Below are 17,058 nucleotides of genomic sequence, written 5' to 3' on the forward strand. Positions count from 1 at the left end.
TTTTATGGATTAATAAATTATCCTTTGTTTTTAATGTCCTGAACTTCCTTACGGATATCCTGGGCGATATTCTTAAGCTCTTGCATACCCTGTCTTACTCGGGTACCGGCAGCTTTGTTGCCTTTCTCATAGAACTTTTCGAAATCTTCCTCCATTCCGTGAATGAGGTCTCTTACTTCACTAAATCTGCTCATAGTAAAAGTGTTTTTTTTAGGTTGATGATAAGTTTATTTGAAGTGAATATAGTCCAAAAAACTGCTATATCAATCCTAATAGGCGTTTTTTTGGATATTTTTTTTATTCTCCAAAAGAAACAGCTAGCTCTGAATTCTTATAAACACCTTCATCTAATTTTCCCTTGATCGCTGCAAAGGCTTTCACGGTCTCCTCTACATCTTCAAGACTATGCATTGCGGTAGGTATTAACCTCAAGATAATCATACCTTTAGGTACCACAGGGTAAATCACTACAGAGCAGAAGATGCCATAGTTCTCTCGTAAATCCTTAGAGAGAGAGGCCGCTTCCCCTACTGTTCCATTTAATACAACTGGTGTTACAGGGGAATTTGAAGCACCTGTGCTAAAACCATGATCATGCAGTCCATTTCGCAGTGCATTCACTACTTTCCATAGATTTTCTTTCATCTCTGGCCTTGTCTGAAGAAGCTCCAATCTCTTTAGAGCACCTTCTACTAAGAGCATGGGAAGAGACTTTGCGAAAATCTGAGAACGCATGTTATATCGGAGATAATGAATCACTTGTTCGTCACCAGCAATGAAAGCCCCAATACTTGCCATGGATTTTGCAAAGGTGGAGAAGTAGAGGTCTACTTCATTCTGAACACCTTGCTCTTCATCGGTTCCGGCACCTGTAGGTCCCATTGTTCCGAATCCATGTGCATCATCTACTAAAAGCCTGAATTGGAACTTTGATTTCAAGGCAGCTATTTCTTTAAGCTTACCCTGATCTCCAGTCATTCCGAATACACCTTCAGTAATGACTAAAATTCCTCCCCCGGTTTCATCAGCGAGCTTGGTCGCTCTCTCGAGTTGCTTTTCACAGTTCTCTATATCATTATGTGGGAAGACATATCGCTTACCCATGTGCATTCTTAATGCATCTATGATACAGGCATGGCATTCTGAGTCATACACTACCACGTCTTTCCGGTCCAGTAAGGAATCAATGACAGACATTATGCCCTGATATCCGTAATTCAGGAGATAAGCTTTCTCTTTTTTGACAAATTTGGCTAGTTCGGCTTCCAGCTTTTCATGAAGCGAGGTTTGCCCAGACATCATTCTTGCACCCATTGGATAAGCTGCCCCCCATTTTGCGGCGGCTTCAGCATCAGCTTTTCTTACTTCGGGATCATTGGCCAGTCCTAGGTAGTTGTTTAGACTCCAGGTAAGTACTTCCTTGCCTTGAAATTTCATTCTTGGAGCTATTTCTCCCTCTAATTTTGGGAAAGAGAAGTAGCCATCAGAAAACTTTGAATGTTTGCCTAGTGGCCCAAGATTGGTCTGTAGTTTTGCGAATAAATCCAATGTATGAGTATTTAGATAAGTTGTTAAGTCTTTTGACTTTAAAATTCGCCAAAAATAAAACTTATATACCTGCCATGCAAAAATGCCTCCTGCTTTCGGTCAATATGAGGCAATACTTAAAGTTTTTCACTTATTTCGCCGTAAGATCACAACCCAAATAGCTGAAAATCATGCCTAAAATAAAAAAGCTGCTCGTAGCGAACAGAGGAGAAATTAGTTTACGAATAATGCGTACAGCTAAAGAAATGGGGATTCAGACTGTCGCAGTGTTTAGTGAGGCTGATCGACTTTCACCGCATGTACTTTTTGCTGATGAAGCAGTCTGTTTGGGACCACCTCCTTCATCTGAATCCTATTTGCTTGCCGATAAGATAATCGAAGAATGTAAAAGGCTCAATGTGGATGCGATTCATCCGGGCTACGGTTTCCTTTCAGAAAATTCAGATTTCGCCCGCAAGGTGATTGATAATGGATTGATCTTCGTGGGACCTAGTGCCGAAGCTATTGAAATAATGGGTAGTAAGATTGCTGCAAAGCAGGCTGTCTCCCAGTATGATATTCCCTTGGTACCGGGTACTGAGGAAGCCATTTCAGATATTGCTTTGGCTAAGGCCAAGGCAAGGGAAATAGGATATCCTATTCTTATTAAAGCCAGTGCAGGTGGAGGGGGTAAAGGAATGCGCCTCGTCGAAAAGGAGGAAGATTTCGAAGATCAGATGAATCGGGCCGTTTCAGAAGCTAAATCATCTTTTGGTGATGGAGCAGTATTTATTGAAAAATTTATCACATCCCCAAGGCATATTGAGATCCAGGTTTTGGGAGATTCTAAGGGAAATATCGTTCATTTATTTGAGCGTGAGTGCTCTATTCAGCGTCGGCATCAAAAGGTAATTGAAGAAGCACCATCAGCTGTAGTTTCTCCTGAGATGAGGGAAGCAATGGGAAATGCGGCAATAAAAGTGGCTATGGCTTGTAATTATCAAGGAGCGGGGACGGTAGAATTTATAGTGGATGAAAATTTAAATTTTTATTTTCTGGAAATGAACACCCGGCTTCAGGTAGAGCATCCGGTCACCGAAATGATTTCAGGTAAGGATTTGGTGAGGGAACAGATTCTAATTGCTGAAGGCAAGGAGCTTACTTTTTCTCAGGAAGATTTAGAAATCAACGGTCACGCCATAGAAGTTCGTGTCTATGCAGAAGACCCTCAGAATAACTTTTTACCAGACATAGGTAAACTTCAAACTTATCGACGACCAAATGGACCCGGAATTCGGGTGGATGATGGTTTCGAAGAAGGTATGCAGATCCCAATCTATTATGATCCAATGATTTCCAAATTAATCACACACGCGGAATCGAGAGATCAGGCTATAGCCAGAATGGTTAGGGCTATAGATGGATATAAAATCACAGGAATTAAGACTACACTTGATTTTTGTCGATTTGCGATCTTGCATGAAGCATTCACCTCAGGAAATTTTGACACTAAGTTTGTAGAAAAGTACTTCAAGCCAGAACTACTTAACACTAAACTTTCTGAAGAAGAGAAGGAGATTTTGGCAGCAGTTGCAATTAAGTTTTTGGATGAAAGGCAGAATTCCACGAGCCATGCTTTGCCTGGAAATCAGAAGAAAGAGTCATCCTGGAAAAAAAGACTGTATAATTAATGGCCGAAATTTTACCTATCAAAGCCTGGCGATACAACGACTCCCTGGCTGAGAAGCTGGATACTTTGACTGCACCTCTTTTTGACGTAGTATCTGAAAGGCAGAGAAAACTGCTTTATGAAAATCCATTAAACAGCATTCAAATTTCAGTTCCTTCAGGGGATAACCCAACTCTTCAAGCGAAGAAAACTTTAGAGAAATGGAAGAAAGAGGGAATTCTGAAACAGGACATGATTCCTGGAATCTATATTTATTATCAATATTTCCGGGTGGCAGGGGAGCACGATGAAAGATGCAGAAAAGGGTTCATCATACAGATTAAGGCATATGATTGGGATGAAAAGGAGATTTTGCGCCACGAGAATACTATAGTATCTGCCGTAGGCGACCGGATGGATTTATTGAAAGAAACTAAATTTCAGGCTAGCCCGACCCATGGGCTGTATGAAGACCCTGATTTTCAACTTGAAGGTTTTATGGATGCCGCTATGAAATCTCCAATATATGAGCTTGAAGATTACCAGGGTGTCAGGGAGGTAGTGGCTTTGATTCATGATGCAGCAGTCATCCGTAAGTTTCTCGAAGTAATCAAATCTAAAAAAGTCATCCTCGCTGATGGTCATCATAGACTACAGAGTGCCATTTCGTACAGAAATGAAAATAAAGGCCAAACTGAAAAGGAATGGTCAGCATCAGATTTTCATCTCATGTACCTGACCAATGCTAGGGGTAATCATATTCAGATATTACCCACTCATAGACTCTTTTATCATCTGGATATTTCCGAAGCGGAATTCTTAGAAAAATTAGGAGACTGGTTTGAAATAAAGCCTTTTTCGGATTCTGAAGAACTTGAACAATATGCTTTCCATACTCAGGGCAAGTTTGGATTAGTTTTTCCTGAGAATTGCTATCTGATTGGTCTGAAGGCGGATAGGTTTCGTGAATTAAATCAGGAAAAACCAGAGCCTGTCAGGAAACTAGATTTGGCCATTCTTCATGATGCGTTATTTCAGAGGGTTTTGGGAATTCCTCTTTCAGATCAGCGCATGTCTGAGCAAATAGCTTATGAAAGAAATTTTTCCAGATGCCTATCAGAAGTAAGGAATGGAAAGGCTAGTTTTGCTGTGATCACCAGAGAACTGGAAATGGAGCAAGTGTTGGAGGTTTGTAATTCTGGTGAAGTATTGCCGCAAAAATCCACCTTTTTTTATCCTAAAGCATTGGGTGGTTTGGTGATGGCAAGTATTGATCAGGAAGAATTTGACTTTGACTATGGAGCCTTTTTTAGAAAAACTGAAAGATAAATCCTTAATACTGGCATCTGGTTCTCCAAGACGACAGGAGCTTTTGAGGGGATTGGAATTGGAGTTTGAAATCAAACCAAATTCTGTGGATGAGGACATACCGGAAGGAATTCCCGCCACCTTTGTGGCAGCATATTTATCCAAGCTGAAGTCGGATTCCTTTCCAGAAGAATTAAAGCCTAATGAAATTCTGATCACTTCAGATACGGTGGTAGTCTTAGGTAAACATGTCCTTGGGAAACCAAAAAATGAGAGTGAAGCATTCGACATGCTGAAGAGCATTTCAGGCGCGACTCATGAGGTAATGACCGCTGTTACCCTGAGAGACTCACTGAAGACCATCACGCTCGAGGATCAGACCTCCGTTACTTTTAAAATGCTAACAGAAGAGGAAATCTGGCATTACATTAAAGAGTACAAGCCATTTGACAAGGCGGGGGCCTATGGGATTCAGGAATGGATTGGGTTTATCGGGGTGAGCAAAATTGAAGGCTCTTATTTTAATGTGATGGGTTTTCCGCTTCACCTTGTCTATGAACAGCTGAAGAAATGGTAAAAAAAAGCCTCAAATTTTGATTTGAGGCTTTATTGTTCTTGAGCTTAGGTGGTTAATTGACCCTCACCTGAACTCCGTCTGACCCTTCTCCGGCTGAGGCTCCAAAGCCAGGTCCTTCTTTAATTTTATCTCCGTCTTTAAGGTTTTTGCTGACAGCAAAATAAGGTCCTGAGATTATTTCTTCTCCTGATTCTAGTCCCTCTAAAACTTCAATGTTTTCGAAATCAGAAATTCCTGTTTTCACGAATTTCATTTTTGCAGTTCCTCCATCATTCACAAAGACGATTTCCCTAACCTTAGTCGAGCCATCTGCTAGGGTATCGAGTTGATCAGGTCGTGTCGTAACCGCAGCCAATGGAACTGAGAGTACATTACTTTTAGAGTTAGTAATGATATCTACAGATGCAGTCATTCCAGGACGGAATGGATATTTATTTCCTTGAGCTACCAAATCAGCATAAGAATCATTCAGGATTCTGATTTTCACCTTAAACTCTGTAACTGCATCGGCGGTTGCTTTTGCGTTCGCGGTGTTTGCTATGCTGGTTACAATCCCTTTGAAAGTCTTATTAATGTTGGAATAGGAGTCCACATCGATGATAGTGGTGTCACCCAAACTAAGTCGAATGATATCATTCTCGTTAACATCAACTCTCACTTCCATCTTGGAAAGATCTGCAATGGTTAGCATTTCTGTCCCTGCCATTTGCTGAGTTCCTACCACTCTTTCTCCTTGTTCTACTAGTAGGTTAGATACAATTCCACTCACCGGAGAGTAAACATTAGTAAGTCTTAGGTTTTCAGCCGCTTCATTTACAGTAGCTTCTGAACTTTTTACTACAAACTCAGATGCCAATACATTTTGCTTTGCGGCTTCTAAGTCTTTTTGAGCAGAAATATAGTCGGCTTGAGCCTGCTCCATATCTGACTCTGAAATAGCTTTTTGCTCATAAAGCACTTTTTGGCGCTCATAAGTCAATTCTACTCTACTGAAAAGTGCCTCTGCTCTTTGCAAGTTAGCCTTGGATTGAGCCAAATTTGCCATTTGCTGATTTAGGTTCGCTTTACTTCGATCTAAAGCCGAAATGAAGTTGTCAGGACGAATCTTGACCAGGAGCTTTCCGACTGCCACTGAGTCACCTTCCTTCACATTCAATTCTATAATTTCTCCAGCCACGTCAGGGCTAAGATTTACTTCTACTTCTGGTTGGATTTCTCCAGATGCACTTACTTTCTCGACAATGGTAGCACTCTTTGCTTCCGCTAATTCAACTTCCACCTCGGGAACTCCCCCAATCCATCCTGCAGATCTTGCTATGATGGCAAAAACAATGATTAATCCAACACCTCCCAAGAGGTAATAAAGAAGTTTATTTGATTTTTTATTGGCCATGGTTTAGTTAAGATTAATAGGGTTACCGAGATAAAAGTCCAATACTTTCACTCTGAATATGTAGGTATATTTTGCGTTTAAAAGATCTGCCTGGGCATTAAAGAAGTTGTTTTGAGCCACCTGAAAATCTACAGAGTTAATGGCTCCCAGGTCAAATTGCTGCTGTGCAATTCTAAAGGATTCCTCAAGACTTTTCACTCTCACCAGCGAGGCCTCATAAGATTGTTCGGCTGCCAGTGCACTATTAAATGCAGATTCAATGTCTTGACGTAATTGGTTTTTTGCCTCGACTGCAGAAATTTCACTCAACTGTTGCTGAACTCGGGCTCTTTGTAAATTAGCCTTATTGTTCAGGTTAGAGAAAATGGGGATATTGAGCTGAAAGTTTAAGGATTGAGATAAATTGGCCTCAATCTGCTCTCCGAAAGTAGGTCTTTCTCTTCCAAACACCTGATCTACGTAGTTTGAGAAAACATTTGCACCCACACTTAAAGTAGGGTAGAATGAACCTTTTGCAACTCTAACTCCATATTCTGCACTTTCTACACCTGCTTCAGCAGCTTTGATCTCAGGCATGATATCTACAGCGACTTCATAAATGCCTTCTGAAGTCTCGGTGCTCATTAAATCTTCATTGATTTCAAATTCTGGCTCGATCACATCAAAATCCTCAGTAAAAGGAATTTGCATAGCCTGAGCGAGATTAAGCTTAGAAATTCTCAGGGCATTTCTTGAGTTGATCACCTCTAATTCGTTTGTGGCATTTTGAGATTGAATATCCAGTTGATCAAGAAATGGAAGCGATCCCGCATTAACCAACTTTGTGGTTCTTTCGAGTTGCTCCTGAGTAGTTTTAAGCTGATTTTCTGCAATTTTCAATTGCTCACGGTTGAAAACCACATTGATAAAAAGATTAATGATATCTAGGGTAATCGTATTTTTTGTGGCTTCTATATTATAGGTATTTGCTTCAATATCACTCTTTGATTGGTTGATATTGTTATTAATTCTACCACCTCCAAATAGCGTTACATTTGAATTTGCAAAAAGATTCACGTTTCCGATTCGATTGTTTTCGAAGAGGTTGGTTACTGGGTTAATGGAACGACCCCATCGGTATCCGGAGCTTGCCCCAGTCGAAAACGAGGGGTAACGCTGCCCTTTATTTTGGAGCAAGTTTGCCTCTGAATTTTGAAGATTAAGTTCGCTTCTTTGTAGGTTCAGGTTGTTTTCCAATGCTGTTTGCACAGCTGATTCCAGGTCATAAACATTGCCCTCCTGGGCAAAGCTCTGAAAAGAAACCAAGAAAAGTGAACCTATCCAGAAGCTCAGAAAAAGCTTTTTCATAGTTGGTTTACAGGTCTATATCTGGTATATAAATTAATTCTTTGATCCAGGATAATGATTTTAAGTATTCCACCGTAATGGCATTAATTCCTGAATCCATTTCAATTACATGGCAAGCTAGGTCATTTTTTCCTTTTCTAGAAACAGACATGGTGGCAATATTTGCTTTTTCTTGGGTAATGACTGCTGAAATGAAGGCAATTGCTCCCGATATGTCGTCAGCCTTTATGATTAAAGTATGGTTCTGAGCTGAAAAATTAGCCACAAATCCATCAATCTCAGCAATATTAATCACTCCTCCTCCGAGACTTTCACCCACAACTTCAATTGATTTGTCACCTTTGACCAGTTTTAACCTGATTGTATTTGGGTGATGAATTGAAGAGTTGCCAATGGATTTGAACTTGTACTGAAAATCTTTTTCCTCTGCTATTTTCAGAGCGTCTTTGATCTTCGGGTCATCTGTTTTAAAGTCTAGTAGTCCTCCGATAATTGCTCGGTCGCTACCATGACCTTCATAAGTTCTGGCAAATGAATTATAGAAGGTAATTTCTGCCGAGTCAGGAACCGATCCCAAAACCCGAATCGCGGCTCTTGCAATCCTGACCACGCCAGCAGTATGTGAAGATGAAGGCCCGATCATTACCGGTCCTATCATATCAAAAACACTACTTTTATTCGACATGCCAATCATTGTTCAATTATGATGCTAAGGTAAGGTCTTACTTTATTTGTATTTGGTTTTTTTTGATCAATAGTCTTAATAATCGTCAAATGGCACTTTTTGACTGATTTACCAGGTGGATTAAATTAGGACAGGGTGGAGAACTGTTCACGAATGAACAATTAAATGACCGTAAACGTGACATTTTAACATTCAGTTCAGTTTTTTGACCTTCAATTTTTCTGCATAAACACCAATTCATCCCAACTCATTTGTAAATTTTAAGCCCTAATAAGCTCAAATTCAAGCTGATTCAAAACCCATATAAAAATGAATGCAAACGTTTGCTTGAAAACACTATCTTTAATGGCTTAATTTCAAAAAAATCAAACGGATTTAAATCAACCATCAACCCAAAATATGCTATTAGAACCATTAGACCTGGTCGTCTTTATAGGCTATTGCCTTCTTATTATAGGAATGGGGATTTTTGTTTCCCAGGAGAAAAAAGGGCATGAAAAGAACTCTTCAGATTATTTTTTGGCATCCAAAGCTTTGCCCTGGTGGGCCGTGGGTGCTTCTCTGATAGCTTCAAATATCTCAGCAGAGCAATTTATAGGAATGTCAGGTTCAGGGTTTGCCCTTGGATTGGCCATTTCTACCTATGAATGGATGGCGGCTGCCACACTACTTGTTGTGGCCATATTTTTTCTTCCTGTGTACATTAAAAAAGGCATCTATACTATGCCTGGGTTTTTACTCGATAGGTATGATGCAAGAGTTAGGACTACCATGGCGGTCTTTTGGCTATTACTTTATGTATTCGTGAACCTTACCTCTGTGCTCTATTTAGGGGCGCTAAGCTTAAATACGATCCTTAATGTGCCACTAGTTTATGGAATCATTGGTCTTGCGCTATTTGCCATGATTTATTCCATTTATGGAGGATTGAAAGCGGTGGCATGGACTGATGTGATTCAGGTCGTTTTCCTGATCTGTGGAGGGTTGGCCACTACATACATTGCTTTGCAAATGGTAGGAGGAGGAGATGCCTGGGAGGGTCTTGGATTGCTAAGAAAAGAGGTTCCGGGTCATTTTTCTATGATTCTTTCCAAGGGAGAAATGATGATCCCTGATGGAAGTGGAGGGACAAGAGATGCTTATTTGGATCTCCCGGGCCTGAGTGTATTAGTTGGAGGGATGTGGATTACAAACTTGAGCTATTGGGGTTTTAACCAGTACATCACTCAGAGGGCCTTGGCGGCCAAAAGTCTCGATGAAGCTCAGAAAGGGATGATTTTCGCAGGGTTCTTAAAGCTTCTGATGCCATTGATCGTGGTGATTCCGGGAATTGCTGCATGGGTGATTGTAAAGGACGGAATTGACGTGAGCTTCATTGATTCCATGACTGATCCCGGAACAGGATTAGTTAAATCAGATAGAGCCTATCCTACACTTCTACAATTATTACCTGTTGGACTGAAAGGCTTGGCTTTCGCAGCATTGACAGCTGCCATTGTTTCATCTTTAGCCTCCATGGCTAATAGTACATCCACTATTTTCACAATGGATATTTACAAAAAGTATTTTGACACTCAGGCCAGTGAAAAGAAGCAAGTGAGAGTCGGCCGGATTACAGCCATGGTAGCGTTCGTGATTGCTGCTCTGGTTGCACCAGCACTAGGTCAACTGGATCAGGCCTTCCAGTTTATTCAGGAATACACCGGATTTATAAGTCCAGGTGTCTTTGCCATTTTCTTTTTCGGGGTTTTCTGGAAGAAAACCACATCCAATGCCGCTTTAGTTGGGGCCGCTTTGAGTATTCCATTATCGGTTGTATTGAAGGTGGTTTTTCCAAATCTTCCTTTCATCGATAGGATGGGAGTGGTGTTTCTAGTCCTAGCAGTTTTGATGATTGGAATTTCTTTGCTGGAGGGTAAAGGAAAAGATCACCCGAATTCTATAGATATCAACCGTGATCTTTTCAGAACCAGTACTTCATTTAAAATCGGGGCATTCCTTATTACTGGAATCATTGCAGCGCTTTACATAGTATTTTGGTAAATCATGAGACAACTGTTATTAGGATTAGATATTGGGAGTTCCTCAGTAAAGGCTAGTCTGCTGGACGCTGAATCCGGTAAAGTAGTAGGAACAGATTCCTTTCCAAAACAAGAAATGCCAATTGATTCCCCTGAACCAGGGTGGGCTGAACAAGATCCTGAAATGTGGTGGAAGTATACGGTGGAAGCTGTAAAGTCAGTAAGCCATAAGGCAAGTTTAAAATCCGGGGAATTAAAAGGTATAGGAATAGCTTACCAAATGCACGGGCTTGTGCTGGTAGACAAGGATCAAAATGTTCTCAGGTCATCAATAATTTGGTGTGATAGCCGTGCCATTGAGGTAGGGCAGAAGGCATTTCAGTCTTTAGGTGAAGAGTATTGCCTCTCCAATCTTCTGAATTCTCCAGGGAATTTTACTGCGTCAAAGCTTCGATGGGTTATCGAAAATGAAGCAGAAACAGCCTCCAAAATTCATAAAATTATGCTTCCTGGTGATTTTATCGCCATGAAACTGACTGGGGAAATCTCTACTTCAGAGACCGGGCTTTCAGAGGGAATATTTTGGGATTTTAAACAAAATGGACTTAGTAAAGCCCTTTTGGATGAATATCAAATTCCTGAGGAATGGATGCCTGCGGCTCATTCCTCATTCTCTTCTCAGGGGGGAATTACTCAAAAAGCAAGTAAGGAGACCGGGCTGGATGCGGGCGTGCCTATTTCTTATCGGGCCGGAGATCAACCAAACAATGCTTTCTCATTAAATGTCTTCAAACCTGGAGAATTCGCTACAACCGCTGGTACCTCTGGTACTATCTATGGTATTACCCAAGATCCACTTTACGATCCAAAATCCAGGGTGAATACCTTTGTCCACGTGAATCACAAGATTAATGATCCTTCATTTGGAGTACTTCTGTGTATAAATGGCACAGGTATTTTAAATAGTTGGCTAAGACAGAATTTCGGACAGGGGGATATTGACTATCCACAGATGAATTCTTTAGCTAAATCTGTTCCTGTGGGTTCTGAAGGACTTGTCTTTCTACCTTTCGGAAATGGGGCTGAAAGAATTCTTGAGAACAGATTTTTGGGAGCGCAAATGATTGATTTGGATTTGCTCAGGCATTCGAAAGGCCATGTTTTTAGAGCTGCCCAGGAAGGAATCGTGTCCTCACTTTCTTATGGTTTTGAAATCATGAAAAACATGGGAATGAAAGTGGATAAGGTAAAAGCTGGTAGAGCGAACATGTTTTTAAGTCCAGTATTTAGGAGTGCCTTCATCCATATGAATGAGGTCGAACTGGAATTCTATGATACAGATGGGGCCCAAGGAGCAGCGAGAGGAGCTGGAGTGGGTATTGGTCTTTTTGCATCTCCTGAAGAGGCTTTTGAGAATTTAGAACTCTTAGAAACCTTTTCGCCAAACCCCTATTTCCTTGACTCTTACAAAGAAGCCTATGAGCATTGGAAGCATAAGCTTGCGCTAGCTTTGAGTGTATAATTAATTAATAATCAAACAAATAAACCTAATAAACCATGAGTAAAGAATATTTTTCCGGCATTGAGAAAATAAAATTTGAAGGGAAGGATTCTGATAATCCGTTAGCTTTCAGGTACTATGATGAAAACCGGATGATCGGTGGGAAAACCATGAAGGAGCACTTCAAGTTTGCGATAGCCTACTGGCATTCATTCTGCGGAACGGGAGGAGATCCTTTTGGACCAGGTACACTAAATCATCCCTGGGATAAAGCTGCTGATCCGGTTCAAAGGGCGAAAGATAAAATGGATGCAGCTTTTGAATTTATCACTAAGATCGGTGCTCCATATTATTGCTTTCATGATATCGACTTGATTGATGAAGGAGATAGTCTTCAGACTTATGAAAAGCATATGCAGATCATCACGGATTATGCTTTGGAAAAGCAAAAATCTACAGGGGTGAAGTTACTTTGGGGAACGGCCAATGTCTTTAGTAATCCCAGATACATGAATGGAGCCAGCACCAATCCAGATTTCAATGTGCTGGCATTCGCAGGAACTCAGGTAAAAAATGCACTTGATGCCACAATTAAGCTGAATGGTGAAAATTATGTCTTTTGGGGAGGACGTGAGGGATATATGTCTCTCCTGAATACTGATATGAAGCGAGAGACTGAGCATTTAGCCAGATTCCTTACCATGGCTCGGGATTATGCCAGATCCAACGGTTTTAAGGGGACCTTCTTTATTGAACCAAAGCCAATGGAGCCAACCAAGCATCAGTACGATTATGATGCGGCCACAGTAATTGGTTTCTTGAGACATTTCGGTCTGGATAAAGACTTCAAGTTAAATATTGAGGTGAACCATGCGACCTTGGCGGGACATACTTTCCAACATGAGCTACAGGTGGCAGCAGATGCAGGTATGCTCGGAAGCATAGACGCAAACAGAGGTGATTACCAAAACGGATGGGATACGGATCAATTTGCCCTGAATCTCCAGGAGTTGACGGAGGCTATGCTGGTAATTTTGACTAGTGAAGGTATTCAAGGTGGTGGTGTAAACTTTGATGCTAAAATCAGAAGAAACTCCACCGATATGGACGATCTATTCCATGCACATATTGGTAGTATGGATGCTTTCGCGAGAAGCATGATCATTGCTGAAAGTATTCTTGAAAAATCTGATTATCTCCAGAAAAGAAAAGATAGATATTCTAGCTATGATTCTGGAATTGGGAAAGATTTTGAAAGTGGAAAGCTTTCTTTAGAAGACTTGAGAAATCATGCTTTGGCAGCTGGGGAACCCAAAATGACCAGTGGAAAGCAAGAATACTATGAGAATCTTTTAAACAGATTTATTCAGTAAGTCAATGAAAAGGTCTCTCTTTCTTCATCTTTTTATCCTGATTCTTTGGTCAGGCTGTGAACCCATTTCATACGATTCTGAAGTTCATCTTCCAAGATTAATTTCCGATGGTATGGTTATTCAAAGGGGAGAAGTCGTCAAAATTTGGGGTAAGGGAGGACCTGGTGAAAAAATCCGCGTAGCTCTTGCTGGAACCGTCGCAAGTGGAACGGTTAAAGAAGATAGTACGTGGAAGATTGAACTACCAGAATTTGAAGCAGGGGGCCCTTTTCAATTGCAGATAAATAAAGAAATAGTCTCTGATGTTTATATAGGTGAAGTTTGGCTCGCAGGAGGGCAGTCCAATATGGAGTGGCCTTTGGCAGCTGGAGTTATTGGTGCTGAGGAAGAAATTGCTTCAGGAGGAATCGAGTCCGTTCGGTTTTTCAAGGTTCCTAAAGATTATGGAATAGAGAAAGAAACAGATGTCTCAGGGGGAGAATGGAAAATAGCAAATCCTCAGAATATGCCTGATTTTTCGGCTGTTGCCTGGTTTTTTGCCAAAAGAAATCACCTTGAGAAGGAGGTTCCTGTAGGAATAATAGAATCGAACTGGGGAGGTACACCGGCAGAAGGATGGACGGAAGCAGAAGCTCTGGCTAAACTATCAGGTGCTTATTCTGAGGAAGCTCAAGAAATAGTTGAATCACCAGAATTATTAGGAGCTGAAATTGAAGCAAATGAAAAGCGCAGGGAGATCCGGGATTTGCTTGTGCAAAGGCCTGATTCACTAGCTGCTCGGGAGGCGGCTTCTTTAGATTACAATGATACTAATTGGAAAAGGATAAATCTGCCAGCGGATAATCCTCTGGAACACATCGCCTGGGTTCGAAAGAAGTTTAGCTTAAATACAAAAGAGGGAAATACATTGGTTTTCCCCAATGTCGGTCAGGGTTCTTTTGTCTTTCTTAATGGAAAGCTCCTTCATCATCACAACGAGGTAGGAGTGGGAATGCCACCAATTGAAATTCCATCTGATCTGGTGAATGTAGGTCAAAATGTACTCACCATCAGAACTTACAATACCTGGAACAACCGGCCTTCTGTTGGAGCACCTGATGGAATGTACATACAATCAGGGACAAATAAAGTTTCTCTTGAAGGAAGCTGGACATATTCAAATGATATTGTGGAGCCCCAACTTCCAAATGTTGAGTGGCTTAACTGGAAACCGAGTTTAATGTATAATGCCATGATCCATCCTCTGATAAATTATGGAATCAGAGGTGTGATCTGGTATCAAGGTGAAAGTAATGCAGGAAGGCATGATGAATATCAGGAGCTTTTCTCAGCCATGATCCAAAACTGGAGAGAAAAATGGGAATTAGGTGATTTTCCTTTTCTTTTTGTTCAGCTAGCAAATTGGCTGGAAAGGAAAGAGCTGCAGCCTGATAGTGATTGGGCTCATTTGCGCGAGGCGCAAAGGCAAACCCTAGCCTTACCGAATACGGGAATGGCGGTAACCATTGATATTGGGGAAGCTGAGGACATCCATCCCAGAAATAAGAAAGATGTGGGAGAGAGGCTTTGGCTTCAAGCCAGAACTATTTCTTTTGAAGAAGAAATTTTAGACCAGGGCCCCGAAGTATCTAACTGGGAGCGTCGTCCTGATGGCATTTTGTTGACTTTTGTATCTACAGGAGATGGATTGCAACTTGAGAGTGGTGAAGAAGTTAAAGGCTTTATTGTCTCTCAGGATGGTGAGAGTTTTGAATTAGCTTCGGCCAAAATATTATCAGAGAATCAGGTTTTGATAGTAGTGGAGAGCCCTCAGAATATTCAGGAAATCAGGTATGCATGGGCCGATAATCCTGAGGTCAATCTCCAAAATCATATAGGACTTCCGGCTGTTCCTTTCCGATTACTTTTGGAGGAAGAAAAAGCCGATTAGTCCAAAGTGACTCTTTCCAAATCAACCCCTTCGAATTGCTCAGCTGGTTCTAAACCAACCACATTTTCCAGAAACTCAATCGTCGAGAATAGAACTCCTTCCCAATCCCCGGAAGTAATGGAGCTGGCAATCACGTGATCACCTGCGTCAGGAAAGGCTTTCTTGACCTTTAACGATTCCGGGGTGCGGATTTGCTCATACATCTCTAGCATTTTTGGAACCGAAACTACGAAATCCTGTTCCTCCTCATCTTTGTAGAAGTATCCCAAAAAGAGTGGTTGATTGATTTTTTCAAAAGTCTCCTCTTTCATTCCTGAATAAAAAATTTGGGCTAGACTCTCATAACCATTGATGTGATACTGCTCAGACCAATACATCTTTTTCTCTCCTTCCCGATCTTGTCGCAAGACTCCATTATCGGCAGCGGTTAAGACCATTAGTTTTTGCATCCAAGGGGAATAAAAAGACTCCAAACGCTGACCGTAATCACGAATGGCTGGAGAATAGGTAACTACCGCTTTTATGTCTGGCTGCTGTGATGCGAGAAGCAATGCCAAAGAACCTCCGGTGGATGTTCCCACAATAATTACTTCATCTCCAAGAATTTTACCAATTTGATAGGCCTCGCCTGCGGCATCAGCCAAAGCTTGCGGAGTTAAATACTCCATTCCATTTTCTCGATTTATACCATGTTCTGGAAGCCGGGTAACGAATAGATTTGCTCCGAAATGAGCTGCTAAGAAACGGTGTACTGGATCACCTTCCATGGGACTGGCACCGAAACCATGGATGTATACAATGGAAATTGGTGTTTTCTCCTTGGTAGTTGAATCTGCCCAGACCACGTAGGCTTCATTCCCTGGTTTAAGACCTTTTACCGTGTCCTCTCTGGATTTGATATAACTTTCCACGTTTGTTACATCGGAAGCTGGGTAATGAATCTCAAGATCTATCGGATCCAATTTAGGACCGAGCATATAAACGATGACCAGGATGACCGCCAGAGCGAACACCCCAAGGAAGATTTTTTGAAGAACTTTCATCAAATTGTTTGAATATATGGGCTGGTAGAATCCACGACTATACGTGTTCCATCACGCAAAAATAAAAAGGTTTGCGTTTCTAATTGGCTGAAATTTTCAGGTACAATATTGAGTTTATAACTGTAGTAGGCCGTAGATTTTTTGAAATCTCTTAATTGATCTAAAGTAGAACCATCCGGAAGCTCAAGCATAAATGAAATATCTGTACCTACCGGTAGATTATTGAATTCTTTTTTAAGGATGATCGTGATGTTCGAAATATTTTGAAAGTCAAAAGTCTGAGCACAAGAAAGTGCATACGCCTGTCCTGGAAATAAACCCTTTTGGGAAGAGCTTTGAACTTCCGGAATCAACTGAAAATTGAAAGCGAAATCCTTTAATTGGACCGTGTCACTTTCAATAGCATAGGTCTCATTTTCATAAGGACTAAAAAATACTGAAATATCTACTGCATCAGCTTTGGCCGCAGGGCCACACTCACCAAATGGATTCTGAAGGCTGGGGTCCGTCTCGCAGGAGGAAACCACCAATAAAAGCATATAAAATCCTGATAAGCCCATCGTAAGGCTCAAGATTTTTCTTAATCGAGATGGCATGACCAGGCGTTTCTTCATGCGTCAAAAATACTTAATTGAAAATTATTTACGCATAAACCAAATCTAAATCAGCTTTTATCGTATAAAT

The 17,058-nt window shown here is 41.1% G+C and carries 14 protein-coding genes; 7 read left to right on the forward strand and 7 right to left on the reverse strand.

Annotation, left to right across the window (positions count from 1 at the left end; genetic code table 11):
* Positions 1–17: 17 nt before the first annotated feature.
* Both QVH07_RS05360 and QVH07_RS05365 read right to left on the reverse strand, forming a co-directional pair.
* A complete protein-coding gene (locus QVH07_RS05360) occupies positions 18–194 on the reverse strand; it encodes an Hc1-related histone H1-like protein (protein ID WP_289999122.1) in 177 nt (58 codons plus the stop codon).
* Between the two features lie 103 nt (positions 195–297).
* On the reverse strand, positions 298–1,548 hold the full coding sequence (locus QVH07_RS05365; protein ID WP_289999123.1) for an aminotransferase class I/II-fold pyridoxal phosphate-dependent enzyme: 1,251 nt from the start codon (positions 1,546–1,548) through the stop codon (positions 298–300).
* 170 nt (positions 1,549–1,718) lie between these two features.
* On the opposite strand from QVH07_RS05365, the gene QVH07_RS05370 reads away from it, so the two are divergent.
* The 3 genes from QVH07_RS05370 to QVH07_RS05380 are packed head-to-tail and all read left to right on the forward strand — an operon-like array spanning position 1,719 to position 5,081.
* Positions 1,719–3,218, forward strand: a complete 1,500-nt coding sequence (locus QVH07_RS05370; protein WP_289999124.1) for an acetyl-CoA carboxylase biotin carboxylase subunit — start codon at positions 1,719–1,721, stop codon at positions 3,216–3,218.
* Positions 3,218–4,525 carry a DUF1015 domain-containing protein gene (locus tag QVH07_RS05375; RefSeq protein ID WP_289999125.1) on the forward strand — a complete coding sequence of 436 codons (1,308 nt, stop codon included), beginning with the start codon at positions 3,218–3,220 and terminating at the stop codon, positions 4,523–4,525. Before QVH07_RS05370 ends, QVH07_RS05375 begins: the two co-directional genes overlap by 1 nt.
* Positions 4,494–5,081 (forward strand): Maf family nucleotide pyrophosphatase, encoded by a 588-nt coding sequence (locus QVH07_RS05380; protein ID WP_289999126.1) that lies wholly within the window; start codon positions 4,494–4,496, stop codon positions 5,079–5,081. Before QVH07_RS05375 ends, QVH07_RS05380 begins: the two co-directional genes overlap by 32 nt.
* Positions 5,082–5,133: 52 nt before the next feature.
* On the opposite strand, the gene QVH07_RS05385 is transcribed toward QVH07_RS05380, so the two are convergent.
* Genes QVH07_RS05385 through sdaAB form a run of 3 tightly spaced genes read right to left on the reverse strand, consistent with a single transcriptional unit; the run spans position 5,134 to position 8,506 of the window.
* On the reverse strand, positions 5,134–6,474 hold the full coding sequence (locus QVH07_RS05385) for an efflux RND transporter periplasmic adaptor subunit (protein ID WP_289999127.1): 1,341 nt from the start codon (positions 6,472–6,474) through the stop codon (positions 5,134–5,136).
* Positions 6,475–6,477: 3 nt separating this feature from the next.
* A complete protein-coding gene (locus QVH07_RS05390; RefSeq protein ID WP_289999128.1) occupies positions 6,478–7,821 on the reverse strand; it encodes a TolC family protein in 1,344 nt (447 codons plus the stop codon).
* Between the two features lie 7 nt (positions 7,822–7,828).
* Positions 7,829–8,506, reverse strand: coding sequence for an L-serine ammonia-lyase, iron-sulfur-dependent subunit beta (gene sdaAB, locus QVH07_RS05395; protein WP_289999129.1), 678 nt, complete (start codon positions 8,504–8,506; stop codon positions 7,829–7,831).
* 399 nt (positions 8,507–8,905) lie between these two features.
* Here sdaAB and QVH07_RS05400 point away from each other — a divergent pair, with 399 nt between their 5' ends.
* From QVH07_RS05400 to QVH07_RS05415, 4 genes are read left to right on the forward strand one after another with little or no spacing between them, the layout of a single operon-like run.
* Positions 8,906–10,549: a sodium/sugar symporter gene (locus QVH07_RS05400; protein ID WP_289999130.1), complete on the forward strand. Its 1,644-nt coding sequence runs from the start codon at positions 8,906–8,908 to the stop codon at positions 10,547–10,549.
* A 3-nt stretch (positions 10,550–10,552) separates the two neighbouring features.
* Positions 10,553–12,049: a xylulokinase gene (locus QVH07_RS05405; RefSeq protein ID WP_289999131.1), complete on the forward strand. Its 1,497-nt coding sequence runs from the start codon at positions 10,553–10,555 to the stop codon at positions 12,047–12,049.
* A gap of 35 nt (positions 12,050–12,084) precedes the next feature.
* On the forward strand, positions 12,085–13,401 hold the full coding sequence (gene xylA / locus QVH07_RS05410; protein WP_289999132.1) for a xylose isomerase: 1,317 nt from the start codon (positions 12,085–12,087) through the stop codon (positions 13,399–13,401).
* Between the two features lie 4 nt (positions 13,402–13,405).
* Complete coding sequence (locus QVH07_RS05415) at positions 13,406–15,331, forward strand: sialate O-acetylesterase (RefSeq protein WP_289999133.1); 1,926 nt, start codon at positions 13,406–13,408, stop codon at positions 15,329–15,331.
* On the opposite strand, the gene QVH07_RS05420 is transcribed toward QVH07_RS05415, so the two are convergent.
* Both QVH07_RS05420 and QVH07_RS05425 read right to left on the reverse strand, forming a co-directional pair.
* Complete coding sequence (locus QVH07_RS05420) at positions 15,328–16,374, reverse strand: alpha/beta hydrolase (protein ID WP_289999134.1); 1,047 nt, start codon at positions 16,372–16,374, stop codon at positions 15,328–15,330. The two genes, QVH07_RS05415 and QVH07_RS05420, sit on opposite strands and share 4 nt — an antisense overlap.
* Positions 16,374–16,988, reverse strand: a complete 615-nt coding sequence (locus tag QVH07_RS05425) for a hypothetical protein (protein WP_289999135.1) — start codon at positions 16,986–16,988, stop codon at positions 16,374–16,376. The genes QVH07_RS05420 and QVH07_RS05425 overlap by 1 nt, the downstream gene beginning before the upstream one ends.
* Positions 16,989–17,058 lie beyond the last annotated feature (70 nt).

Origin of the sequence: Algoriphagus sediminis, assembly GCF_030403435.1 — a bacterium.
GTDB lineage: Bacteria > Bacteroidota > Bacteroidia > Cytophagales > Cyclobacteriaceae > Algoriphagus > Algoriphagus sediminis.